Below are 23936 nucleotides of genomic sequence, written 5' to 3' on the forward strand. Positions count from 1 at the left end.
CGCTAGCGCAGCACGAAGCCGCGCTCCCGCACCGCCTGCGAGTCGAGCCCGATCTGCACCGTGAAGTCGCCCGGCTCGGCAACGTAGTCGAGCTGCGCGTTGAAGAACTTCAGCATGTCCTCGTCGATGGCGAAGCGCACCTCGCGCGCCTCGCCCGCCTTGAGCATGAGCTTGCGGAAGCCCTTGAGTTCCTTCACGGGCCGCACCACCGAGGCGGCGACGTCGCGCAGGTAAAGCTGGACCACGGTCTCGCCGTCGCGCGGACCGGTGTTCTTCACCGTCACGCTGGCCTCGATGCGGCCGCCGCGCGCCATCGCCGGGCTCGACAGCGCCACCTCGGACACGCTGAAGTCCGTGTAGCTCAGGCCGTAGCCGAACGGGTAGAGCGGGCCGGGCTGCTCCTCGAAGTATTGCGAGGTGTAGTTGGGCGGCTCGCCCGGCCGGTACGGGCGGCCGATGCGCGGGTGGTTGTAGTAGGTCGGGATCTGGCCGAGCGAGCGCGGAAAGGAGATCGGCAGCTTGCCGGCGGGGTTGTAGTCGCCGAACAGCACGTCGGCGATGGCGTGGCCGCCCTCGGTGCCGGCGTACCAGGTCTCGAGCAGCGCGTCGGCGTGTTCCTTCTCCCAGCCGAGCGTGAGCGGGCGGCCGTTCATCAGCACCACCACCAGCGGCTTGCCGGTGGCCTTGAGCGCGCGCAGCAGCGCGTCCTGGCTGCCCGGCAGCGACAGGCTGGTGCGGCTCGACGCCTCGTGCGACATGCCGCGCGACTCGCCCACCGCGACCACGATGGTGTCGGCGCCGCGCGCCGCCGCCACGGCCTCGGCCAGCATCTCGTCCGGGGCGCGCTTGTCCTGCACGATCTCCGGCTTGTCCCAGTTCATGAAGTTCAGGTAGCCGACCACGCCGGCGTCGTCGGTCACGTTGGCGCCGCGCGCGTAGACCACGCGGCCACTGGCGCCGAGCGCGTCGCGCACGCCCTGCAGCAGCGTGACCGACTGCCCGGACTTGCCGGCGGCCGACCAGCTGCCCATGATGTCGATGGGCGCGTCGGCCAGCGGGCCGATCACGGCGATGGTGCCGGCCTTCTTCAGCGGCAGCGTCCGCGCGCGGTTTTCCAGCAGCACCAGCGCGCGGCGCGCGGCCTCGCGCGCCGCCGCGCGGTGCAGGCGGCTTTCCGCGTCGATGTCGGGCGGGTCCTGCTCGGCCTTGCCGATGCGCCGGTACGGGTCCTGGAACAGCCCCATGTCGTACTTGGCGCCGAGCACCTCGCGCACCGCGCCGTCGATGTCGCGCATGGGCACCTCGCCCGCCTTCACCAGCCCGGGCAGGTAGGCCAGGTAGGCCGAGTCGTGCATGCTCATGTCCACGCCGGCGCGGATCGCCAGCCGCGCCGCCTCGCGCCCGTCCTTCGCCACGCCGTGCTTGGTCAGCTCGTCGATGGCGCCGTGGTCGCTCACCGTGACGCCCTTGAAGCCCCAGCTCTTGCGCAGCAGGTCGCGCAGCAGCCAGGTGTTGGAGGTGGCCGGCACGCCGTTGACCGAGTTCAGCGCGATCATGACGCCGCCGGCGCCCGCGTCGACGCCGGCGCGGTACGGCGGCAGGTAGTCCTGGTACATGCGCAGCGGGCTCATGTCGACCGTGTTGTAGTCGCGCCCGCCTTCGACCGCGCCGTACAGCGCGAAGTGCTTGACGAAGGCCATCACGCTGTCGGCGCCGGCCGGCGAGCCGCCCTGGAACCCCTTGACGCTGGCGCGCGCGTACTGCGAGACCAGGTAGGGGTCTTCGCCGAAGCCCTCCGAGGTGCGCCCCCAGCGCGGATCGCGGGCGATGTCGACCATCGGCGCGAAGGTCGCGTCGAGGCCGTCGGCGCTGGCCTCGATGGCGGCGATGCGCGCGCTCTGCGTCACCGTGGCGAGGTCCCAGCTCGAGGCGAGCCCGAGGCTGATCGGGAAGATGGTGCGGTGGCCGTGCACCACGTCGTAGGCGAAGAAGATGGGAATCTTCAGGCGGCTGCGCCGGACCGCGGCGTCCTGCAGCGGCCGGTTCTCCGCGGGCGTCACCGAATTGAAGGTGCCGCCCACGCGGCCCGCGGCGATCTCCTCGAGCAGCCGCGGCTGGGGCATGTCCGCGCCGATGCTGATCAGGCGCAGCTGGCCGATCTTCTCGTCCAGCGTCATGCGTTTCATCAGGTCCGCGATGAATGCGTTCTTGTCGCCGGCGTGGCCGGGGGCGGGACCGGCAAGCACCGGCGAGCAAACAAGACTGGCCGACAGGGCCAGCGAAACAAGCATTCTCATCTGATTGTCATCCAAGTGGCGCGGCAGGTCCGGCGCACCGCGATAGTGCGCGCTGGCCGTCCTGCCGGCTGTCCGCGCGTGCCAGAACAGGCACACGAGGCAAAATTCGTTGTCTTTTTGCGCTGCGCCCGCAGTTTACCGCCACTACACTAGCAACTTTCGCCGCGCGCATACCGCGCCAGCCTGTTCCAACGTGCCTTTCCTGGAGAGATTCGTGTTTTTCGCAGTCATTGCCGCGTCGTTACGTCCCAAGATGCGAGCCGCCGCGCCGGCGCTCATGGCCACCCTGACCTTGCTGTGCGGCGCCCCGGCCTGGGCCTTCTCGCTGGACGACGTGACCGCCCGCGCCAAGGCCCTGGCGGACAAGCCGTATGCCGCGCCGGCCAGCAACCTGCCGCCCGCGTTCAGCCAGATGCAGTTCGCCGACTACATCAAGATCCAGCCGCGCCGCGACCAGCTGGAATGGAAAGACCAGGACACGCCGTTCCGCCTCGGCTTCTACCACCAGGGCATGCAGTTCAGCGCGCCGGTGCGCATCAACGAGATCGTCGGCAACGCGGTCAGCGAGGTCAGGTACGACCCGGCGCGCTTCGACTTCGGCGACCTCAAGCTCGACAAGGACGCGACCAGCAAGCTCGGTTATGCCGGTTTCCGCGTACTCTACCCGATCAACCGCGCCGACAAGCTCGACGAGGTCATGAGCGTGCTCGGCGCCAGCTATTTCCGCGTGATCGGCAAGAACCAGGTCTACGGCCTGTCCAGCCGCGGCCTGGCCATCGACACCGGGCTGCCGGTGGCCGAGGAATTCCCGGCCTTCCGCGAATTCTGGATCGCGCGGCCCGCGCCCGGCGACAAGCACGTGGTGTTCTACGCGCTGCTCGATTCGCAGCGCGCCACCGGCGCCTACCGCTTCGACCTCTACCCCGGCGAGGACACCGTGCTCAAGGTGCAGGCGCGCGTGTTCCTGCGCGGCAAGGCGCTCAACCTCGGCGTGGCGCCGCTGACCAGCATGTTCCTGTTCGGGCCGAACCAGCAGCGCGACCAGTACAACTTCCGCCCCGCGCTGCACGACTCCAACGGCCTCGCCATCCATGCCGGCAACGGCGAATGGCTGTGGCGGCCGCTGAACAACCCGCGCGATCTCGCCATCAGCAGCTTCGAAGTCACCAACCCGCGCGGCTTCGGGCTGCTCCAGCGCGGGCGCGAGTTCTCCGCCTACGAAGACCTCAAGGACCGCTACGACCTGCGCCCGAGCGCGTGGATCGAGCCGCAGGGCGACTGGGGCAAGGGCCACGTGCAACTGGTGGAGATCCCCACGCCCGACGAGACCAACGACAACATCGTCGCGTTCTGGAAGCCGGACGTGCTGCCGCCGCGAGGCCAGCCGCTGCGCGCCGACTACACCATGCACTGGACCATGAACGAGAGCGCGCTGCTCGGCAAGGACGTGGCCTGGGTCAAGCAGACGCTGCGCTCGGCCGGGGAAATCACCCAGGCCAACCTGATCCGCCATCTCGACGGCAGCACCGGGCTGCTGGTCGATTTCGAAGGCCCGGTGCTGGCCAGTCTGCCCGCCGGCACGCAGGTCGGCTCGCAGGTCAGCGTGAGCGACAACGCGGAGATCCTGGACAAGGTGCTGGAGCCCAACCCCGTCACCGGGGGCTGGCGCCTGAGCCTGCGCGTCAAGGTCAAGGACCCCGGCAAGGTGGTGGAGATGCGCGCGGCGCTGGTGGCCGGCGGCAAGCCGCTGAGCGAGACGTGGAGCTACCAGTTGCCGCCGCGCTCGGTGGGCGGCTGAGGCATTGAAGACCTGCGGGACGGAGCGGCGGGGCCGGATCGCCGCGTCGGCGGCGGCCCCGGCCGCCCCGGCCGCTTCTACCGTTCCTGCCGCTTGCGCCGCAGGAACTCGCTCATGTAGCGCTGCGGCTCGCCGGTCTCGAAGGCGCTGCCGAATTCCTTCACGCTGTTGGCGATGGACACGTCCAGCGGCGCGTCTTCCCACTCGCGCAGCAGGCGCTTCTGCTGGCGCACCACGGCCGGGCCGAAGCCCGCCAGCAGGGCGGCGACGCGCTCCACCTCGGCGTCGAGCCCGGCCAGCGGCACCACCTTGCTGACCAGGCCCCATGCCAGCGCTTCGCGCGCGTCGGCGAGCTCGCCGGTCAGCAGCATCCACGTGGCGCGCGCGTTGCCGACCAGGCGCGGCATCAGCGCGGCGTGGATCACCGAGGGAATGCCGACCTTCACTTCGGGCATGCCGAGCTGGGCGTTGTCGGCGGCGATGCGGATGTCGCAGGCCAGCGCCAGCTCCAGCCCGCCGCCGAGGCACCAGCCCGGCATGCGCGCGATCACCGGCGCGGGGAAGTGCCGCAGCGCGTCGCACAGGCCGCGCAGGCCGCTGATGAACGCTTCGCCGCTGGCGCGCGTCAGCGCGGCCATTTCCTTGATGTCGGCGCCGCCGACGAAACCCTTCTCGCCGGCGCCGCGCACGATCAGCACGCGCACGCCGTCGCGCCCGGCCAGCTCCCGCACGGCCGCGGTGAGCGCGGCGATCACCGGCGTGCCGAGGATGTTGAGCGAGCCGGCCTCGCGGATGGTGAGCGTGGCGACGCCGCGCCCGTCGATCTCGACGCCGGCGTGGTTCGGCGTGGTGTCTGTCGGTGTCATGGTCGCGCCTTACTGCAGTCTGGTGAAATGGATGTCTTCGACGACCTGCTTCCAGTGCGCGTTCTGGCCGCGGATCAGGTCGGCGAAGGCCTTGCGCGACATCGGGCTGGGAATGGCGCCCTGCTTCTCGATGGCGGCCACCACCTCGGGCTCGGCCAGCACGCGGCGCACCGCGTCGTTGAGCTGGTCGAGGATGGCGGCCGGCGTGCCGGCGGGCGCGCCGAGGCCGAACCACGAAGGATTGTTCATCGCCGGCAGGCCGGCCTCGGCGTAGGTGGGCACGTTGGGCAGCACCTTGAGGCGCTGCCTGGCCGCCACCGCGAGCGGGCGCAGGCGCCCGCCCTGGATCAGGCCGGAAGACGACGGGATGTTGTCGAACACCACCTGGATCTGTCCCGCCACCGCGTCGTTCAGCGCCGGGCCCAGGCCCTTGTAGGGCACGTGCAGCATCTTCGTGCCGGTCTCGCTCATGAACAGCTCGCCGTTCATGTGGCTCAGGCCGCCGTTGCCGGACGAGCCGAACGAATACTTGCCGGGCTCGGCCTTGAGCAGCTTGATGAAGGCGGGCAGGTCGGAGGCCGGGAAGGCCGGGTTGACCACCAGCACGTTGGGCACGTCGGCCAGGTTGCTGATGGGGTCGAAGTCCTTGACCGGGTCGTAGGCGGTCTTGGCGTACACGTTGGGATTGACCGCGTGCGAGCTTTCCACCTCCATCACCAGCGTGTAGCCGTCCGCGGGCTGCTTGGCGGCATAGGCGCTGCCGACCGCGCCGCCGGCGCCGGGGCGGTTCTCCACCACCACCGGCTGCCTGAGCACGGCGCCCAGGCGCGTGCCGACGATGCGCGCGATGATGTCGGTGGTGCCGCCCGCGGCGTAGGGCACGATCAGCTTGACCGGCTTGTCGGGGTAGGCGGCGTGGGCGCCGGCGCAAAGACCGAGGCCGGCGAGAAGGGGGATGGCGAGGATGCGGTTGTGCAAGCGGTGTCTCCGGTGATGGATGTGTTTTCGTGTTGCGCGCGATGTCGTGCGCGCCGGCATGCGCGATGCCGCGCGCGCCGTCAGGTCGGCCGGGCGCCGGCGTCAGGCGCGCGCCGGCGCGTCGTGCTCGCCCAGCAGCGGCGGCGCGGCGCACGGCGGCGCGCCGGCGGCGGCCAGCATCGGGTTGCGGATCATCGGCACGCGCCCGAGCGTGGGATGCTCGGCGCTCTGCACGAGTTGGCGGTGCCGCACCTGCGGATGGGCGAAGACTTCGTCCATCGAGTTGATCGGCCCCCACGGCACGCCGGCCGCGTCGAAGGCGTCGGTCCATGCCTGCCGCGCGCGCGTGGGGAACACCTCGGCGAGGAGCGCGCGCAGCGCCGGCAGGTTGTCGATGCGCGCCGAGTTGGTGGCGTAGCGCGCGTCCGTTGCCAGCGCGGCGAGGCCGGCCACTTCGCAGAAGCGGGCGAACTGCGCGTCGTTGCCGATGGCCAGGATCAGGTGGCCGTCGGCGCAGCGGAACACTTCGTAGGGCGCGCAGTTGGGATGGGCGTTGCCGCTGCGCTGCGGCGCGCGGCCCGACACCAGGTAGTTGGAAGCCTGGTTGGCGTTGAGCGCCACGGCCACGTCGAGCAGCGCGATGTCGAGGTATTCGCCCGCGCCGGTGGCGTGCCGGCGCAGCAGCGCCGCCAGCACCGCCGAGGTGGCGTACATGCCGGTGGTCAGGTCCACCACCGCCACGCCGGTGCGCAGCGGGCCGGCGCCGGGCTCGCCGTCGGGGTGGCCGGTGTAGCTCATGAGGCCGCCCATGCCCTGGAACACGTAGTCGTAGCCGGGTTTGTCGGCCATCGGGCCGCTCTGGCCGAAGCCGGTGATCGACAGGTAGACCAGGCGCGGGTTGAGCGCCTTGAGCGTGTCGTAGTCCAGCCCGTAGCGGCGCAGCGTGCCGGCCTTGAAGTTCTCCACCAGCACGTCCGCCTCCAGCGCCAGCGCGCGGATGCGCGCGGCGCCCTCGGGCGTGGCGTAGTCGATGGCGACCGAGCGCTTGCCGCGGTTGCAGCAGATGAAGTACGCGGAGAGGCTGTCCTCGCCTTCGGCGTCCCGCAGGTAGGGCGGACCCCAGCCGCGCGTGTCGTCGCCGTGGCCGGGGCGTTCCACCTTGGTGACTTCGGCGCCGAGGTCGGCGAGGTTCTGCGTGCACCAGGGGCCGGCCAGGATCCGCGACAAATCCAGCACCTTGATGCCGGCCAAAGCCTGATGAAGCATGGGTTCTCCGCAAGGGGGCCAACGATGCGGGCGAGTGTATCGACGGCCCGGCGCGCGGACCAGTTCAGAGTTTCGAAAGAAGCGTTCGCGGATTTTGAATGGGCGCGGCGGATTTGCGGGACAAGGGCCGCATTCGTTTCCGCGCGCTGTGCGGCACGCGCTACACTGGAGTCACCGCGCCGGCGATCTGCGCGCGGCAAGCCGACGCCTGGCGCGGCTCATTTCACGATTCCCCCCTTGCGAGGAGATGCATCATGGCCACGACCTCAAATCCGTTTACCGATTTCAGCAAGCTGCTTGAGCAGTTCAAGCTCCCCGGCGTCGACATGACCTCGGTGATCGAAGCCCGGCGCAAGGACATCGACGCGCTCACGGAAGCCAACAAGGTGGCCTACCAGGGCATGCAGGCGCTGGTGCAGAAACAGACCGAGATCCTGAGCAAGACCATGCAGGAGATCCAGTCCGCGGCGCAGCAGATGGGCGCCGGCGGCAACCCCGCCGAGGCGATGGCCAAGCAGGGCGAATTCGTGCAGCAGGGCCTGCAGAAGGCATTCAACAACATGCGCGAGCTGGCCGAGATGGCGCAGAAATCGCAGGCCGAGGCGCTGGCGGTGATCACCAGGCGCGCCGAGCAGAACATCGAGGAAGCGAAGAACCTGATGAAGGGCAAGGGCGGCAAGTAGGCCCGCCGCGCCCGGCGCGGCATCGGGGCCGCGCCGGGCGGTGTTTCGCCGCGGCGGCGTCGCTATTGCAGCGCCATTGCATCGATATTGCGCCGCCGCTGTCCCGCAGTTGCCCCGCCCTGGCGCCAATCCGCCGTTGGCGGCGGATTTTTCCTGCCGCCGGGTCAGGCCGCCTTGGTGGCGCGGCGGGTGCCCTGCTGCACGGCGCCGCTGGCGGCCGCGGCCGAGGCCTCGATGTTCGACTTGACCGTCTCGGCGGCCTGCTTGGTCGCCTTCTGCACCGATTCGTAGGTGTTGTTGGCGGCCGCGACCGTCGATTTCAGCAGCGCCGTGAGGGCTTCCGAACCGGCCGGCGCGTTTTTCACGAAGGTGTCGACGAAGCCCTGCACGCGGCGGCTGTTCTGCTCGTACTGTGCTTCCACCGTCTTGGCCAGCTCGGCCTGCGTCTCGGTGGCGATCTCGTACACCTGGCGCGCATACGACAGCGCCTTCTCCGCCGCGGGCTGGGCCAGCGTGCCCTGGGTGGTGAAGACATCGCGCAGGTCGCGGCCCGACAGGGCGGCCTGGATGTTGTCCTGGCTCTCGGCCAGCGACGACTTCGCTACCTGCAGGTTCAGCTCGGCCAGCTTCTGGAAACCGTCGAAGGCCGTATTCGTCAGCGCGAACAGGTTGGCGAAACTGGCCTTCTGGACTTCGGCGAACTGCTCGGACGGAAAAACGAACATGCGTGCTCTCCTGTGATTCGCCCCGCCGCGTGGCCAAGGTGCGGCCGGCATGCGCGGCGGCGGTGCCGCGCGGCGCGGGACGAGGGTCTGGTTCGGAAGAGGATGGGCCTTGCATTGCGCAGTGCACCATCCAGGGGCTGATTCTAGAGGGCGCTATTTCGTTAGCCCCTAGGGACATACCCGGACAATTTCGGTTAGATGCTGCTGCTGTGCAGCAAGGGCGACATCCAGCATTCCCCCGTGACGTGGGGCACGGTCCTGGCGGGCCGCCCTATGTTGGCTGCCGCACATTGTGTCGAACGCGCGCGGGCGCGATGAGGCACCGCGTGGCGGCACAGGCCGCGGTGCCGCCGTCCGTGCTCCCGGGCCTATGCCGGCGCCACGGCCTCGCGCTGCTTCGCCACTTCGTGGTTGCGCAGGATGAAGCGCTGGACCTTGCCGCTCGGCGTCTTGGGCAGCTCGGCCACGAACTCGATCTCGCGCGGGTAGGCGTGCGCCGCCAGGCGGTTGCGCACATGCAGGCGCAGTTCCTCGGCCAGCTCGGGGCTGGCGCGGTACTGCGGGTCCAGCACGACGAAGGCCTTGATCAGTTCCGTGCGCTCCGCGTCGGGCTTGCCGATCACCGCGGTCTCGACCACGGCCGGGTGCTCGATCAGCGCGCTCTCCACGTCGAACGGGCCGACCCGGTAGCCGGAGGTGGTGATGACGTCGTCGGCGCGGCCGATGAAGCTGATGCTGCCGTCCGGGTTCAGCTCGGCGGTGTCGCCGGTCAGGTAGTACTTGCCGACGAAGGCGCCGGTGGGCGTGCCGTGGTAGCCGCCGAACCAGCACATCGGCGACTGCTCCAGGTCCAGCGCCAGCGTGCCGGGCTGGCCCGCGCCGAGTTCGCGCGCCTCGTCGTCGAGCACCACCACGCGGTGGCCCGGGCTGGCGAAGCCGGCCGCGCCCACGTGCACCGCATGGCGCAGCGCGTGGTGGTTGCACAGCACCATGCCCAGCTCGGTCTGGCCGTAGTGGTCGTGGATGGTGACGCCGAGCTGGTCGGCGAACCAGCGGATGACCTCGGGGTTGAGCGGCTCGCCCGCGCTGCTGACCGCGCGCAGCTTGCCGCGCAGCGGCCCGGACACGGCCTTGCCCGCGGCGATCAGCAGGCGGTACGCGGTGGGCGAGCCGGCCAGGTTGGTGATGCCGTACTTGTCGATCACGCGGCAGGTGCTTTCGACGCTGAACGGGCCGTCGTAGAACGTGGTGGGGTGTCCCAGCGCCAGCGGCCCGGTGACCGCGTAGTACAGGCCGTAGGCCCAGCCCGGATCGGCCAGGTTCCAGAATGCGTCCCCGGGGCGCAGGTCCACCGCGTCGCGCATGTAGCCGGCGAACGCCGCCACCGCCTTGAGCGGCACCAGCAGCGGCTTGGCGGGGCCGGTGGTGCCGGAGGTGAACATCATCAGGAACGGATCGCTGCCCTTGCGCATGACCGGGACGAAATCCGCCGGCTGGCGCTCCAGCTCGGCCCAGAAGCTGAAGTCGCCGCGCACCAGGCCGCGGCCCTTGGCGCCGGCCACGGTGAGCACGGCGGGGCAGCCCTGCACGTCGTCGAGCTTGCCGCGGTTGGCACCGTCGGTGACGACCAGGCGCGCGCCCGAAGTCTGCAGCCGGTGCTCGATGGCCTTCGGCCCGAACGCGGTGAACAGCGGCTGGTAGACCGCGCCCGCGCGCCAGGTGCCGAGGATGGTGGCCAGCAGTTCCGGCGTGCGCGGCAGCAGCCCGGCCACGCGGTCGCCGGGGCCGATGCCCTGCGCCTTGAGAAAGCCCGCGAACTGCGCCGAGAGCTTTTGCAGCTGGGTGAACGTGTAGGTCTCGCTGGTGCCGTCGCGGCCTTCCCAGAACAGGGCGATGCGGCCCGGCAGCGCGTGGCGGTCGCAGCATTCGACGCAGGCGTTGAGCGCCTCGGGCGTGCCGTTCAGGCATGCCGCCAGCGCGGCCTCATAGGAAAAGCTGCCGATGGCCTCCGCGTAATCGCGCATGGTGGTTGGTCTCCTTGGTGTCTCTCTTCTTGAATGGCGGGCGTTCGTGCGGACCGCGTCCGGAGAAATTCTGGGCCACGCCGGCGCGCGCGGCAATGGCCGCAGTGCGCACGCCGGGTGAACCCGTTTGCCAGTGCCTGCCACCCGCGGGAGACCGGAGACTAGCGGCCGCCGTGGCCACCACCGTGGCCGCCGCCGCCGCCACCACCGTGGCCACCACCGTGGCCGCCGCCATGACCGCCGCCGCCACCATGACCGCCACCGCCACCGCCACCGCCACCGCCACCGCCACCGCCACCACCGTGACCACCGCCACCACCGCCATGACTACCGCCGCCACCGCCGCCACCGCCGCCACCGCCATGTCCACCGCCACCGCCGTAGCCGGGCGGACGCCCGCCGTGTGGCGGTCCGCCATGCGACGGCCCGCCGGGCGGGCGCGCATGCGGCGGCGGATAACCGGGATAGCGCCCGGGCGGCGGGCGGTGCGCCCAGCGGCCCTGGTCGTGATACCAGGGCCGGTTGCGATAGTAGTTGCCCCAGTACGAGCCGAGCGAGAACGTGATGATGGGCAGGCCGATCATGGCGCCGTAGCTGAGCACCGGCACGCCGCCGCCCTGGTACGGATAGCTGAGCATGCCGCCGTAGACCCAGCCGCGCAGGTTGGGCAGCGCCACGTCGCACCACGTGTACTGGCTGACGCAGCCCATCACCGACAGCGGCGTGCCGCCGGCCAGTTGCGCGACCACCGGGTATTCCCTTCCGGGGCCGGCCAGCAGGTCGACGGGACCGGCGGTGAAAGCCTGGGCGGTCTGTGCATGGACCGCGCCCGGCAGGGCCGTCAGGCCCGCGGATATCGCAATGACGCAATGCACTATGCTGCGGCGCATCGTAAGCCTCCTCGTGGAAACCGGGCGCACGGTGCGGCCGCGGCATGAACCATGCCGCGGCGGAGTAGCGGATGTGCTGTCAGGAATTGTGCTGACGGCTCAACCCACCGCGTGCCACGGCGAAATGGAGAAGGCTAGCATGAGCACGGAAACAATGGCGGGGGCGCCGAACTTGATGGCGCGGGACTGCGCCAGCGTGCCCAGTACGACATAAAGGCACACGAGGGCAATAGCACACACAAAGACAAGGCTTTGATAATCTTGCATCTGATGTCTCCCTTAGTCGTTATATCTTTAACGTTATATCTAATGACACCGTTCGAACGCGGGGCTGCCGTGGGGGCACGTTCAAATTCATGGTAGGCCGGTAATCCCGGCGCCGCAATCGCGGCGGACAGAGGGTATACGCTCACGCCGGGCGGAATTTCCGTGTGTATTCAACGTATTTTCAATGTGAATTCAGCGTATTTTCAGCGCCATTTTTCCTGCGCGGTCCGGTATTCTTGTTTTTGCGCAGTGCACATATTGCGGCGCTTTAACGGCATCGCGCGGGCGAATGAAATCCGCCGCCGGAATATGGCGTGCAATGGACGGCGCGCAATGCAAAAGGCCGGTCGGTCCCGCGACGGGGACCGGCCGGCCTTTCTGTTTTTTCTTGCATCGCACGGCTCGCGCCCCGGCGATCGGGGCGGCCTGCCGGCGCCCGCCGGCGCCCCTTCGCGGGCGCCCCGGTCTTGTCGGCGCGCCGGTGGCGCGATCAGATGACGGTGTCGGCCACGCCGCCGTCCACGCGCAGCGCGGCGCCGGTGGTGGCGGACGCCTGCGGCGAGCAGACGTAGACGATCATGTTGGCCACTTCGTCGACGGTCTCCGCGCGCTGGATGATCGAGGTGGAGCGGTGCGCCTTGACGAAATCGGCGGCGACTTCCTCGATCGGCCGGCCCGTCTTCTGCACCTCGTCCTTGAGCATCTCGGCCACGCCCTCGGACAGCGTCGGCCCCGGCAGCACCGCGTTGACGGTCACGCCGGTGCCGGCCAGGCGCTTGGCCAGCCCGCGCGACACCGCCAGCTGCGCCGTCTTGGTGAAGCCGTAGTGGATCATCTCGGTCGGGATGTTGATGGCCGATTCGGACGAGATGAACACGATGCGCCCCCACTTGCGCTGGACCATCGACGGCGCGTAGGCGCGCGCCAGCCGCACGCCGGACAGCACGTTGACGTCGAAGAAGCGCTCCCATTCGCTGTCCGGCGTCTCGAAGAAGTCCTGCACCTGGAAGATGCCGAGGTTGTTGACCAGCACGTCGACGTGCGGCTGCTCCGCCACCAGCCGCGCGCACACGGCCGCGTCGGCGAGGTCGCCGGCAAAGCCCACTACGTCGGCGCCGGGCACCGCGCCGCGCAAGGCCTCCAGCGCGCGGGCGACGGTGGCCTCGCTGCGGCCGTTGACGATCACGCGCGCGCCGGCGCCGGCAAGTCCCCTGGCGGTGGCCAGGCCGATGCCGGCGGTGGAGCCGGAAACCAGGGCGATCTTGCCCGACAAGTCGATCTTCATGCTCACTCCTGATGCGATGGCGTCCGGGATGGAAGCCGTGGACGAAGTGTATTTGCCCGGCGCGCGCGTTCCAAGGCCGCGCCGCAAAAATCGCCGCCGGCGCGCGCGAATGGCGGCGGACATCGGGGTATGATCCAGCAGCACTCACTTCCGGAGGCCGTGCCATGAGATTCCGCTGGTCCGTTCCCGCCGGTGCGCTGATGGCCGCGGCCCTGCTGCTGGCCGGCTGCACCGGGCCCGTCGAGTTCTCGGCCGGCGGCCCCGACAGCTTCGCCGCCGGCGCCGTGAATCCGGACTTCCTCGACTTCGGCCCGATGGACCGCTCCATCGCGCAGTGCAAGACCGCCGCGCAGCAGGCCGGCGCCGGCCGGTGCGCCAAGGTGCGCGCCTACGAGGCCTGCATGAAGGGCCGCGGCTACTTCACGCTGCTCGGCCCGGAAAGCCCCTCGGGCTGCGGCGAGCCGTCGTGGCAGCGCGACGTGCGCAAGCTGATTCCCTGAGCGGCGCGCCGGCCGGCCCGCGCGGGCGCACCGCCTGCCTCGACGTACAATCCCGGTTTTGACTTGATCTCGAAGGTCTCAGATGACCACTCTCGGCACCCCCCTGTCGCCCGGCGCGACCAAAGTCATGCTGCTGGGCTCCGGCGAACTCGGCAAGGAAGTCCTGATCGCGCTGCAGCGGCTCGGCGTGGAAACCATCGCGGTCGACCGCTACGACAACGCGCCCGGCCAGCAGGTCGCGCACCATGCCCGCACCATCGCCATGAGCGATCCGGAGCAGCTCAAGGCGCTGATCGAGGCCGAGCGGCCCGACCTCGTGGTGCCGGAGATCGAAGCCATCGCCACGCCCATGCTCGAAGCGCTGGAAGCGCAGGGCGTGGTGCGCGTGATCCCCACCGCGCGCGCGGCGCGGCTCACGATGGACCGCGAAGGCATCCGCCGCCTGGCCGCGGAAACGCTCGGCGTGCCCACCAGCCCCTACAAGTTCTGCGACTCGCTCGAAGAGCTGCAGGCTGCCATCGACGGCGGCATCGGCTACCCGTGCGTGGTCAAGCCGGTGATGAGCAGCTCGGGCAAGGGCCAGAGCAAGATCGACGGCCCCGAGGGCGTCAAGGCCGCCTGGGACTACGCGATGGCCGGCGGCCGCGTCAGCCACGGCCGCGTGATCGTGGAAGGCTTCATCGATTTCGACTACGAGATCACGCTGCTGACGGTGCGCGCGGTCGGCGCCGACGGCCAGGTCGGCACGCACTTCTGCGAGCCCATCGGCCACGTGCAGGTCAGCGGCGACTACGTGGAAAGCTGGCAGCCGCACCCGATGCACCCGGCCGCGCTCGGGACCGCGCAGCAAATCGCCCAGGCCGTCACCGCCAACCTCGGCGGCCAGGGCCTGTTCGGCGTGGAGCTGTTCGTCAAGGGCGAGCAGGTCTGGTTCAGCGAAGTCAGCCCGCGCCCGCACGACACCGGCATGGTCACGATGATCACCCAGTGGCAGAACGAGTTCGAGCTGCACGCGCGCGCCATCCTCGGCCTGCCGGTCAGCACCGCGCTCAAGAGCCCGGGCGCCAGCGCCGTGATCTACGGCGGCGTGGACGCGGCCGGCGTGGTCTTCGACGGCGTGGACGAAGCGCTGCGCGTGCCGCAGACCGAGCTGCGCCTGTTCGGCAAGCCGGAAAGCTTCGTCAAGCGCCGCATGGGCGTGGCGCTGGCTTACGACGCCGACGTGGAAACCGCGCGCGCGCGCGCCAAGGACGCCGCCAGCCGCGTCAGGTCGCGCGTCGCCGGCTGAGCCGGCGGCAAGTCGCCGCGCGCGCCATGCCGCGCGCGGCATCCCGGCCCCGGCCCGCCGGGTGCCACCCGCCCGTTCCCGGCGCCCTGGCGCCTCAGTCCTTCGGCACGTCGTGCACGAAGCGCCCGGCGCTCAGCGTGTTCACCTGGTCGGCCGAGATGTCCATCAGGATCCGGCTGCGCTCGGGCGACATCGATACCGTGATGTATTGCACCGGCCGCGCGGCGGGATCGTGCATCAGCCGCACCAGCTTCAGCAGCGGCGCGCCGACCTCGGTATGCAGCCAGCCGGCGATGGCCGGGTCGGCGGCCTGCGCGGAAATCTCCTGCACCACGCGGCCGAACTTCACGCCCTGCGCCATCAGGATCTCGTAGAGCGCGCGCTTGCGCAGCGCCGCGGCGGTCACGCGCCTGCCCAGCGCGGCCGGCACCCAGGCATCGGTCAGCATGACCGGCGTGCCCGACATGCTGCGCAGGCGCAGCGCGTGCACGGCGCGCTCGCCGGGCGGCAGCTGCAGCAGCGCGGCGATGTCCGGCGGCGGCACCGCCGTGCCCACTTCCAGTACCTCCACCTCGGTTTCCAGCGCGGTCTTGCGCAGGCCGTCGATCACGCTCAGCGTGGGGCTGCTGCGCTCCACCCGCGCCTCGGGGCGCACGAAGGTGCCCAGCCCGTGGCGGCGCTCCACCATGCCCAGCGCGGCCAGGTCGGCCAGCGCGCGCCGCACCGTGATGCGCGACACGCCAAAGCGCTCGCACAGCGCCTCTTCCTTCGGCAGGGCCCCGGTTTCCGCGTAGACGCCGCGCGTGATTTCGTCGCGCAGCACGATGAACAATTGGCGATGCAGCGAGGTGCCGGGCATCTGGCCCAGCGGCGAAGCGGTGGTGGTATTGCGCGGCATGGGATGGCGTTTTCGTGGCGTGGGGAGCATAGCACAACGCTTCCGGCGGGATTTTCCCGTTCTTGACTGCCGTGAGTAGTTGTATCTAGAATATAAACACATAAACACGAGCGACAAGAACAACGGAGACGAGGATCGCGCAGGCACGGCGAGGCTGCCGGCCGGCCGCGTTGCCGGTCACGCACTCCGCATTCCCTGTTCCGCATCCCATGCCACCGCCCATTTCCCGCCAAAACGCACCACAGGACCACCCAATGACTCCCGCAGCCACCCTCCGCCAGCGCCTCCGGGCGCCCGGCATGATCATCGCCCCCGGCGCATACGATGCCATCGGCGCCCGCCTGGTCGAGCAGGCCGGCTTTGCCGCCTGCTACATGACCGGCGCCGGCACCTCGGCCGCGCGCGGTTTTCCCGACTTCGGCCTGCTGACCATGAGCGAGATGGTCGAGAACGCGGCGGTGATGGCGCGCGCCACGGCCATTCCGCTGATCGCCGACGCCGACACCGGCTACGGCAACGAGCTCAACGTCACCCGCACCGTGCGCGAGTACGAGGCGCGCGGCGTGGCCGCGGTCCACATCGAGGATCAGGTCGCGCCCAAGCGCTGCGGCCACCTGGACGGCAAGGAAGTGATCGCGCACGACGAGTTCGTCTCCAAGATCCGCGCCGCCGTGGAGGCGCGCCGCACGCCGGACTTCCTCATCATCGCGCGCACCGACGCGCGCGCCGTGCTGGGGCTGGACGAAGCCGTGCGGCGCGCCAACGCCGCGCTCGGAGCCGGTGCCGACATGGCCTTCGTGGAAGCCACGCAGACGCTGGAGGAAGTGGCGGCGGTGCCCCGGCTGGTGCGCGGCCCGTGCCTGCTCAACGTGGTGCCCGGCGGGCGCACGCCGGTCTTCGACCTGCGCGAGGCCGAGGCGATGGGCTACAAGCTGGCCATCCTGCCGGGGCTGATGCTCAAGGCCGCCATCGAGGCCGGTGACGCCGCGCTGGCGCAGCTCAGGGCCACCTTCACCGCGCCGGCCGTGTCGGCCAGCGTGGGCCAGACCTTCCGCCGCTTCGGCGCCGACGAATGGGACGGGCTGCGCCAGCGCTTCAACGCCGGCGCGCGCGCCACCCACCCCGACGCGCCGGCCGGCGCAAAGGCGGGCTGAACATGCCACGCACCCTGTTCGACAAGCTCTGGGACGCGCACGTGGTGCGCGAGCTCGGCGATGGCTGGGCGCTGCTGCACATCGACCGCCACCTGCTGCACGACCTGTCCGGCCCGCCCGCGCTGGGCCAGGTGGCCGCGCGCGGCCTGCCGCTGCACGATCCGGCGCTGGTGTTCGCCACGCCGGACCACGCGGTGTCGAGCCGCCCCGGGCGCGACGGCCATACCTTCGCCCCGGGCGGGCGGCTGTGGACCGCGCTGCGCGAGAGCACCGCGGCGGCCGGCGTGACCCTGTTCGACCTCGGCCAGCCGGGGCAGGGCATCGTCCACGTGATGGGGCCCGAGCTGGGCATCGTGCTGCCGGGCCTGACCGTGATCTGCGGCGACAGCCACACCTGCACCAACGGCGGCCTCGGCGCGATGGCGTTCGGCGTGGGCTCGTCCGAGAGCACGCACGCGCTCGCCACGCAGACGCTGCGCCAGCAGAAGCCGCGCCGCATGCGCATCCGCTGCGAAGGCGCGCTGGCCGCGGGCGTCACCGCCAAGGACCTGGCGCTGCACATCATCGGCAAGCTCGGCGCGGCCGCCGGCGTGGACCACGCCATCGAGTTCGCCGGCCCGGCCATCAGCGCGCTGGAGGTGGAAGGGCGCCTGACGCTGTGCAATCTCAGCGTGGAGCTGGGCGCGCGCTTCGGCATGGTGGCGCCGGACGAGCGCACCATCGAATGGCTGCGCGGCCGCCCCTACGCGCCCGCCGGCGCGCAGTTCGAGGCGGCGGCCGACTACTGGCGCACGCTGGCCAGCGACGACGGCGCGCGGTTCGACCGCGAAGAGACGATCGATGCCGCGGCGGTGGTGCCGACCATCACCTGGGGCACCAGCCCCGAGCAGGCCATCGCCATCGGCGGCACCATCCCCGACCCGGCCGCGGCGTCCGACGACGCGGCGCGCGCGGCCATCGGCGCCGCGCTGGACTACATGGGCCTGGCGCCCAACGCGCCGATCGCCGGCACGCCGGTCGACTGGGTCTTCATCGGCTCGTGCGCCAACTCGCGCCTGTCCGACCTGCGCGCCGCCGCCGCCGTGGCGCGCGGGCGCCACGTCGCGCCGGGCGTGACGGCGTGGGTGGTGCCGGGCTCCGAGAACGTCAGGCGCGCGGCCGAGGCCGAGGGCCTGCGCGCGGTGTTCGAGGCGGCCGGCTTCGCCTGGCGCGAGCCGGGCTGCAGCATGTGCGTGGCCGCCAACGGCGAGCAGGTACCGCCCGGGCAGCGCTCGGTCTCCACCTCCAACCGCAACTTCGTCGGGCGCCAGGGACCGGGCGCCCGCACCCATCTCGCCAGCCCGGCGATGGCCGCCGCGGCGGCCGTGACCGGCTGCATCACCGACGTGCGGAGCCTTGCATGACCATGCCACCGTTTACCGTGGTGACGGGCGCGGCCGCGCCGCTGCTGCGCGCCAACCTCGACACCGACGTCATCATCCGCATCGAGCGCCTGACCAGCCTGCCGCGCGACCAGCTCGGCCCCTACGCGCTGGAGGCGCTGCGCTACCGCGCCGACGGCAGCGAGGATCCCGGCTTCGTGCTCAACCAGCCGGCCTTCCGCGGCGCGCCGGTGCTGCTGGCCGGCGCCAACTTCGGCTGCGGCTCCTCGCGCGAGGGCGCGGTGTGGGCGCTGATGGGCATGGGCGTGCGCTGCGTGATCGCGCCGAGCTACGGCGACATCTTCTACAACAACTGCTTCCAGAACGGCCTGCTGCCGATCCGCCTGCCCGCGGCGGCGGTGACGGCCCTGGCCGCGCAGTGCGCGCGCGGCGCGCCGCTGCGGGTGGACCTGGCGGCGGCCACGCTGACCGCGCCCGACGGCACCGCCATCGCGTTCCCGGTCGACCCGCTGCGCCGCGAGGCGCTGCTGCACGGCCTCGACGACATCGGCCTCACGCTCAAGGACGACGAGCTGATCCGCGCCTGGCAGCAGGCCGACCGCGCGCGCCGGCCGTGGGCGTGGGCGGTGCGGCGCGGGGGCGCGGCCTGATCCGCCGCCCGCCGCCGCCCGCCCGCTGCCGCGTCGGGCGGACACATAAGAACATGGAAAAACAAGGAGACAACATGCATCCCTTCGTCGAACGACGGCATGGCCTCGCGCGCGCCCTGGCGGCGCCCGCGTGCACCGTGGCGCTGCTGGCCGCCGCGCCCGCGGCCTCGCTGGCCGCATCGGCTGCAGCATCGGCCGCCGCCGGCACGCAGGCCGCGTGGCGCCCGGACCGCCCCGTCACGCTGGTGGTGCCCTACGCGGCCGGCGGCGGCACCGACGCCACCGCGCGCGCCGTGTCGAAGCAGCTCGGCGTGCTGTGGGGCCAGCCCGTGGTGGTGGAGAACCTGCCCGGCGCCGACGGCCTGATCGGCACGCGCCGCGTGATGGAGGCCCGGCCCGACGGCTACACGCTGCTGCTGCAGGTGCCGGCCATCGTGGTCACGCGGTACACGCCGGGCCTCAAGGGCGTCGACCCGCTCGCGCGGCTCGATCCGGTGACGGCCATCTCGCAGTCGCCCGCCGCCGTGGTGGCGAGCGGCAAGCTGCCGGTGAAGACGCTGGCCGAGTTCGTGCAGTACTGCAAGGCGCCGGGCCGCTCGTGCTCGCTGGGCAGCGGCGAGAGCCTCGCGCGCATCTCGGGCAGGCAGCTCGCGGAGGAGGCCGGCCTGCCCAACCTCGTCGTGGTCAATTACCGCGGCACCGGCCCCATCGTCACCGACCTGATCGCCAACAACGTCAACCTGGCGTTTACCGGCATCACGGCGGCGCTGCCGCACTACAAGAGCGGCGCGCTGCGCATCCTGGCCACGCAGGGGCCGAAGCGCGCGGCCGCGCTGCCCGAGGTGCCCACCACCGCCGAGGCCGGCTACCCGCAGTTCCAGTCCGTCACGTGGTACGGCCTGTTCGCGCCCAGGGGCACGCCGGCGCCAGTGCTGCAGGGCGTGGTGGCCGCGCTGCGCGAAGCCGTGAAGGATGCCGACGTGCGCAAGACCATCGCCGCCGCCGGCGCCGAGCCGGTGGTCAACTCGCCGGCCGAGTTCGCGGCGCAGGTGCGCGAGGACAGCGCGCGGCTCGGCGACCTCGTCAGGCGCTACCCGCTGGAATGACCGGCGCCGCGCTCACTCCAGCGACAGCCGCGCCGCGAAGGCCAGCAGCACCGCCGAGAACGACCAGCGCTGGAAGGCCTGCGCGCGCGGGCTGCCGCGCAGCCACGCGGCCATGCGCACCGCGCCGAACACGCAGGCCAGGTCGAAGGCGATGCCGGTCAGTACCAGCACCACGCCAAGCTCCAGCACCTGCGACCACACCGGCGCGCCGTGCGGGTCGACGAACTGCGGCAGCAGCACCGAGCAGAACAGCAGCGCCTTCGGGTTGAGCAGGCTGCTCAGCGCGCCGCGCGCCACCGAGGCGCGCAGCGGCGCGGCGGCGTCGGCGCGGTCCGCGCCGGCTTCCATGCCGAAGGCCGGGCCGCGCAGGATCTGGATGGCCACCCAGGCCAGGTACAGGCCGCCGGCCACGCGCACGCCCTGGTACAGCCACGGCGCCGCGCGCAGCAGCGCGGCCACGCCGCACGCGGAAAGCGTGACGTGCGCGGCCCGCGCCAGCGCCAGTCCGGCGGCGGTGGCCAGCCCGTGCGGCACGCCGCGCGCGGTGCTGGTCTGGAGCACCAGCGCCATGTCGGGGCCGGGCAGCGCATAGACCACGGCCAGCGCGCCGATGAAGGTCAGCAGCAGATGCAGGGAAACCATGATGCGACTCCGTTGGGAACGGCATCATGATCGCGCCGGTGGCGGAGGGATTTCAGGCGATTTTCCACGGCCGGCGGCCATCCTTTGGAGGAATGCGCTAATCTTTGCTCATTTTCGGGAGAAACGGCGATGGAACTCGACAAGTTGGACCGCGCGATCCTGGCGGCGGTGCAGGCCGACGGCCGCGCCACCAACGCCAGCCTGGCGGAATCCGTGGGATTGAGCGAGACGCCGTGCGCGCGCCGGCTCAGGCGGCTCGAGGCCGAGGGCTACATCGAGGGCTATCGCGCCATGCTGTCGCGCCGGGCGCTCGGGCTGGGGCTGATGGCCTTCACGCAGGTGCGCTTCGGCGTGCACAGCCGCGAACTGTCCGACCGCTTCGAGCGCGAGGTGCAGGCCATCCCGCGCATCATCTCGTGCCACAACGTATCGGGCAGCGCCGACTACCTGCTGCTGGTGGTGGCGCGCGACCTCGACGACTACGGCATCTTCATGCGCGACGTCCTGCGCACCTTGCCCGGCGTGACGGCGGTGGAGTCGCTGCTGTCGCTGCGCGAGGTCAAGCGCAACGCGGGCCTGCCGCTGCTCTGACGCGGCGAGGCGGCGCCGGGGCGGCCTTGTATGGGCTCGGTGCGGCTTCAGTGTGGCTTCAGTGCGGCGCCGGCGCGACCGCCGATGCGGCGCTCAGTCCTCGCCCCCGTCTTCCCCGCCGCGCCGGTGCCTGGCCATGAGCGCCAGCTCGTGCGCCACCGCGAAGCACAGCAGCGCCGCCACCGTGGCCAGGATCGCCAGCGTCACCGCCAGTTGCCGGCCGTGCCACAGGCCGCCGAACCACTGCGAGAACTCGGCCGCCAGCACCGCCGCCTTGCCGCCGATGCGCTCGAGCTGGAAGTCGTACTGCCGCTGCCAGCCGGGACCGTACAGCAGGTCGGGCGAGGTTTCCGCGCGCGCGGCGTTCAGGTAGACCAGCACGGCGGCGGTCCAGCCGGCCGCCAGGATGGCGGCGCCCAGCAGGTAGAGCCGCGCCGGCAGGGAGCGCAGCGGTGTCTTGGTGTCGCTCATGGGAGGCGGCGCGTTGCGCGGGATGGGCCAGGCCCCATTGTAATGAGCGCGGGGCGCAACGCCGCAAGCGCGCAGGGTCGGCCTGCTCAGCCGGGGCGGCCACGGGCTTCCGCCTATCGGAGGGGTAAATAACGTTCCCGCCGCGCCGATATAGTATGTGGTCTGGCACGGCTTTCCCCGGCGCGGTGCGCGCGGGGGCACCGCGCGCCAGCCAGAACCGGACCGGTTCGCGCGCAGTTCGGCCCGGTCTGCCCGGAACCCGTCACTTGGCAGGTAGTCCTTTCTTGCCCCATTCCGCGATCGTCCCGGACGATGCGGGCAGCCGGCCCAGGTACCTGCGCCGGCTTCCGCTCCTCCGCCTCCTGTCGGCCTTGTGCGCCGCGCTGCTGTGCGTGCCGCCGCCCGGCGCCGCGGCCGATACCCCGCAGTCGCGCTCCGAGGCCGTGGTGCGCACGGTGTACAGCCTGCTCGGCTACGCGCGCTGGCCGGTCGAGCGCGAGGTGCTGCGCCTGTGCGTGGACGGCACGGCGCGCTATGCCGGCAAGCTGGCCGACGGCGGCACGCTCGCCACCGGGCGCGTGGTGCAGGCGCGCCGCATCGACGTCACCGGCGCCGGCGCGATGACCGGCTGCGATTCCGTCTACCTGGCCGCGATGACCGACGCCAGCCGCCGGCGGGTGGCGGCCGAACTGAGCGGGCGCCCGGTGCTGGTCATCACCGAGGAAGACTTCGAGTGCGAGACCGGCAGCATGTTCTGCCTCAACGTGGCCGACAACCGCGTCACCTTCCGCGTCAACCTCGACTCGGTCGCGCGCAGCGGCATCCACATCCATCCCGGCGTGCTGCAGCTCGGCCGGCGGCGGACGCCCGCGCTATGAAGCCGCGCTCGCGCCCGGACGCGCCGCCGCCGCGCCCCACGCTCTATCACGCGCTGCGCCGCATTCACCTGAGCGTGGCGCTGATCGCCGTCTGCACGGCCGGCCTCTCGCTGACCGCGCTCGGGCTGACCGCGCTGCGCGTCTATGCCGACCACAACCTGCACCTGATCGCGCGTTCGCTGGCCTATACGCTGGAAGCGCCGGTGGTGTTCCGCGACCCGGCCGCGGCGCGCGACGCGCTGGTCGCCATCGCCACCGCGGAAGTGGCGCAGGCCAGCGTCTACGACCGCGACAGCCGCCTGCTGGCCGAATGGCAGCAGCCCGTGCGCGCGCGCTTCGCCGGCCTGCAGAAGCTGGCCAGCCGGCTGATGGCGCCCGGCTCGGTGGAGCAGGTCATCATGCACGAGACGCAGGTGGTCGGCACCGTGCGCCTGACCGCCGATCCCGGCAAGCTGTTCGAGTTCGTGCTCAGCGGCCTGTTCGGCCTGCTGGCCTGCCTGCTGCTGACGGCGGTGAGCGCGCACTACATGTCGAGCCGCATGCTGGTGCACATCATCGAGCCGGTGCGCAACCTCATGCGCGTGGCCCACGCGGTGCGTTCCGAGCGGGCCTTCGACCAGCGCACACCGCCGGCGCACATCGCCGAGCTCAATGCGCTGGGCGAGGACTTCAACGGCCTGCTCGACGAGCTCGAAAGCTGGCAGGACCAGCTCCAGCACGAGAACCGCTCGCTCGCGCACCGCGCCAGCCACGACAGCCTGACCGGGGTGCTCAACCGCGCCGCCTTCGAGGACGCGCTGCACCGCGCCGTGCGCTTCGCCACCGCCTCGAAGGCGCGCGTCGGCGTGCTCTACCTCGACAGCGACGCCTTCAAGGAAATCAACGACACCTTCGGCCATGCCGCCGGCGACGAAGTGCTGGCCGGCATCGCCCAGCGCATCCGCGCCTGCCTGCGCGACGGCGACCTGGTCGCGCGCATCGGCGGCGACGAGTTCGCCGTGCTGATCACCGCGCTGCGCAAGCCGGCCGACATCATCCAGGTGGCCGAGCACATCCTGCTGCGCATGAAGGACCCGATCCAGCTCAGCGGCGGCGCCAGCATCGAGGCCTCGCTCAGCATCGGCCTGGCGGTGTTCCCGCTGCACGCGCAGACCGCCGCCGGCCTGCTGCAGAAGGCCGACGAAGCCATGTACCAGGCCAAGCGCGGCCGCGGCGGCCACTGGCAAAGCGCGCAGCCGCACCTGGCCGCGGCCGAGACCGTGCTCGAATAGCGCGGGCGGCGACAACGGAACGCAGA

24 protein-coding genes are annotated in these 23936 nt (G+C 71.3%); 11 read left to right on the forward strand and 13 right to left on the reverse strand.

Going from position 1 to position 23936, the window contains the following annotated elements; genetic code table 11:
• Positions 1–2: 2 nt before the first annotated feature.
• Positions 3–2291, reverse strand: coding sequence for a beta-glucosidase BglX (gene bglX / locus KF708C_RS13845; protein WP_156173826.1), 2289 nt, complete (start codon positions 2289–2291; stop codon positions 3–5).
• 283 nt (positions 2292–2574) lie between these two features.
• Here bglX and KF708C_RS13850 point away from each other — a divergent pair, with 283 nt between their 5' ends.
• Positions 2575–4095 carry a glucan biosynthesis protein G gene (locus KF708C_RS13850; RefSeq protein ID WP_020205065.1) on the forward strand — a complete coding sequence of 507 codons (1521 nt, stop codon included), beginning with the start codon at positions 2575–2577 and terminating at the stop codon, positions 4093–4095.
• A gap of 77 nt (positions 4096–4172) precedes the next feature.
• On the opposite strand, the gene KF708C_RS13855 is transcribed toward KF708C_RS13850, so the two are convergent.
• The 3 genes from KF708C_RS13855 to KF708C_RS13865 form a co-directional block, all read right to left on the reverse strand.
• Positions 4173–4961, reverse strand: a complete 789-nt coding sequence (locus KF708C_RS13855; protein WP_059412256.1) for an enoyl-CoA hydratase — start codon at positions 4959–4961, stop codon at positions 4173–4175.
• Between the two features lie 9 nt (positions 4962–4970).
• The gene (locus KF708C_RS13860) at positions 4971–5939 is read right to left on the reverse strand and encodes a Bug family tripartite tricarboxylate transporter substrate binding protein (RefSeq protein ID WP_059412258.1); all 969 of its coding nucleotides are present in this window, start codon (positions 5937–5939) and stop codon (positions 4971–4973) included.
• Positions 5940–6041: 102 nt separating this feature from the next.
• Positions 6042–7205: a CaiB/BaiF CoA transferase family protein gene (locus KF708C_RS13865; RefSeq protein WP_059412261.1), complete on the reverse strand. Its 1164-nt coding sequence runs from the start codon at positions 7203–7205 to the stop codon at positions 6042–6044.
• Between the two features lie 254 nt (positions 7206–7459).
• On the opposite strand from KF708C_RS13865, the gene KF708C_RS13870 reads away from it, so the two are divergent.
• The gene (locus KF708C_RS13870; RefSeq protein WP_059412264.1) at positions 7460–7888 is read left to right on the forward strand and encodes a phasin family protein; all 429 of its coding nucleotides are present in this window, start codon (positions 7460–7462) and stop codon (positions 7886–7888) included.
• 164 nt (positions 7889–8052) lie between these two features.
• On the opposite strand, the gene KF708C_RS13875 is transcribed toward KF708C_RS13870, so the two are convergent.
• From KF708C_RS13875 to KF708C_RS13890, 6 genes are all read right to left on the reverse strand, one after another.
• Positions 8053–8613, reverse strand: coding sequence for a phasin family protein (locus KF708C_RS13875; protein ID WP_059412265.1), 561 nt, complete (start codon positions 8611–8613; stop codon positions 8053–8055).
• Between the two features lie 368 nt (positions 8614–8981).
• The gene (locus KF708C_RS13880; protein ID WP_059412267.1) at positions 8982–10637 is read right to left on the reverse strand and encodes an AMP-binding protein; all 1656 of its coding nucleotides are present in this window, start codon (positions 10635–10637) and stop codon (positions 8982–8984) included.
• A gap of 161 nt (positions 10638–10798) precedes the next feature.
• The gene (locus KF708C_RS36410) at positions 10799–11527 is read right to left on the reverse strand and encodes an SH3 domain-containing protein (RefSeq protein WP_197090357.1); all 729 of its coding nucleotides are present in this window, start codon (positions 11525–11527) and stop codon (positions 10799–10801) included.
• 99 nt (positions 11528–11626) lie between these two features.
• Entirely contained in the window at positions 11627–11794 is a 168-nt protein-coding gene (locus tag KF708C_RS36415; protein WP_020205073.1) for a hypothetical protein, read from the reverse strand.
• A gap of 192 nt (positions 11795–11986) precedes the next feature.
• A complete protein-coding gene (locus KF708C_RS35645; RefSeq protein WP_156173818.1) occupies positions 11987–12193 on the reverse strand; it encodes a hypothetical protein in 207 nt (68 codons plus the stop codon).
• A 91-nt stretch (positions 12194–12284) separates the two neighbouring features.
• Positions 12285–13079: an SDR family NAD(P)-dependent oxidoreductase gene (locus tag KF708C_RS13890; RefSeq protein WP_059412269.1), complete on the reverse strand. Its 795-nt coding sequence runs from the start codon at positions 13077–13079 to the stop codon at positions 12285–12287.
• Between the two features lie 164 nt (positions 13080–13243).
• On the opposite strand from KF708C_RS13890, the gene KF708C_RS13895 reads away from it, so the two are divergent.
• Together KF708C_RS13895 and purT are read left to right on the forward strand one after the other, a co-directional pair.
• The gene (locus tag KF708C_RS13895) at positions 13244–13579 is read left to right on the forward strand and encodes a hypothetical protein (RefSeq protein ID WP_043367442.1); all 336 of its coding nucleotides are present in this window, start codon (positions 13244–13246) and stop codon (positions 13577–13579) included.
• 82 nt (positions 13580–13661) lie between these two features.
• A complete protein-coding gene (purT, locus tag KF708C_RS13900; protein ID WP_082079550.1) occupies positions 13662–14867 on the forward strand; it encodes a formate-dependent phosphoribosylglycinamide formyltransferase in 1206 nt (401 codons plus the stop codon).
• A 94-nt stretch (positions 14868–14961) separates the two neighbouring features.
• Here the strand turns inward: purT and KF708C_RS13905 are convergent, their stop codons facing one another.
• Positions 14962–15765 (reverse strand): GntR family transcriptional regulator, encoded by an 804-nt coding sequence (locus KF708C_RS13905; RefSeq protein ID WP_059412273.1) that lies wholly within the window; start codon positions 15763–15765, stop codon positions 14962–14964.
• A 254-nt stretch (positions 15766–16019) separates the two neighbouring features.
• Between KF708C_RS13905 and KF708C_RS13910 the strand changes: the two genes are divergently transcribed.
• The 4 genes from KF708C_RS13910 (at position 16020) to KF708C_RS13925 (ending at position 20057) form a co-directional block, all read left to right on the forward strand.
• Positions 16020–16919: an isocitrate lyase/PEP mutase family protein gene (locus KF708C_RS13910; RefSeq protein ID WP_052166028.1), complete on the forward strand. Its 900-nt coding sequence runs from the start codon at positions 16020–16022 to the stop codon at positions 16917–16919.
• A gap of 2 nt (positions 16920–16921) precedes the next feature.
• Positions 16922–18322 carry a 3-isopropylmalate dehydratase large subunit gene (leuC, locus tag KF708C_RS13915; protein WP_059412275.1) on the forward strand — a complete coding sequence of 467 codons (1401 nt, stop codon included), beginning with the start codon at positions 16922–16924 and terminating at the stop codon, positions 18320–18322.
• 2 nt (positions 18323–18324) lie between these two features.
• Positions 18325–18951, forward strand: a complete 627-nt coding sequence (gene leuD, locus KF708C_RS13920; RefSeq protein WP_029044288.1) for a 3-isopropylmalate dehydratase small subunit — start codon at positions 18325–18327, stop codon at positions 18949–18951.
• Positions 18952–19025: 74 nt separating this feature from the next.
• Positions 19026–20057, forward strand: coding sequence for a Bug family tripartite tricarboxylate transporter substrate binding protein (locus KF708C_RS13925; protein WP_059412276.1), 1032 nt, complete (start codon positions 19026–19028; stop codon positions 20055–20057).
• Positions 20058–20069: 12 nt separating this feature from the next.
• Here the strand turns inward: KF708C_RS13925 and KF708C_RS13930 are convergent, their stop codons facing one another.
• Complete coding sequence (locus tag KF708C_RS13930; RefSeq protein WP_059412277.1) at positions 20070–20699, reverse strand: LysE family translocator; 630 nt, start codon at positions 20697–20699, stop codon at positions 20070–20072.
• Positions 20700–20828: 129 nt separating this feature from the next.
• Here KF708C_RS13930 and KF708C_RS13935 point away from each other — a divergent pair, with 129 nt between their 5' ends.
• Positions 20829–21290 (forward strand): Lrp/AsnC family transcriptional regulator, encoded by a 462-nt coding sequence (locus KF708C_RS13935; protein ID WP_059412278.1) that lies wholly within the window; start codon positions 20829–20831, stop codon positions 21288–21290.
• 93 nt (positions 21291–21383) lie between these two features.
• Here KF708C_RS13935 and KF708C_RS13940 read toward each other — a convergent pair whose 3' ends face one another.
• Positions 21384–21761: a hypothetical protein gene (locus tag KF708C_RS13940; protein ID WP_059412279.1), complete on the reverse strand. Its 378-nt coding sequence runs from the start codon at positions 21759–21761 to the stop codon at positions 21384–21386.
• Positions 21762–22045: 284 nt separating this feature from the next.
• Between KF708C_RS13940 and KF708C_RS13945 the strand changes: the two genes are divergently transcribed.
• Together KF708C_RS13945 and KF708C_RS13950 are read left to right on the forward strand one after the other, a co-directional pair.
• Positions 22046–22639 carry a YfiR family protein gene (locus KF708C_RS13945; RefSeq protein WP_020206225.1) on the forward strand — a complete coding sequence of 198 codons (594 nt, stop codon included), beginning with the start codon at positions 22046–22048 and terminating at the stop codon, positions 22637–22639.
• Positions 22636–23910 carry a diguanylate cyclase domain-containing protein gene (locus KF708C_RS13950; RefSeq protein WP_020206224.1) on the forward strand — a complete coding sequence of 425 codons (1275 nt, stop codon included), beginning with the start codon at positions 22636–22638 and terminating at the stop codon, positions 23908–23910. Before KF708C_RS13945 ends, KF708C_RS13950 begins: the two co-directional genes overlap by 4 nt.
• The last annotated feature ends 26 nt before the right edge of the window (positions 23911–23936 follow it).

It is taken from the genome of Cupriavidus basilensis, from assembly GCF_000876015.1.
Lineage (GTDB): Bacteria > Pseudomonadota > Gammaproteobacteria > Burkholderiales > Burkholderiaceae > Cupriavidus > Cupriavidus basilensis_B.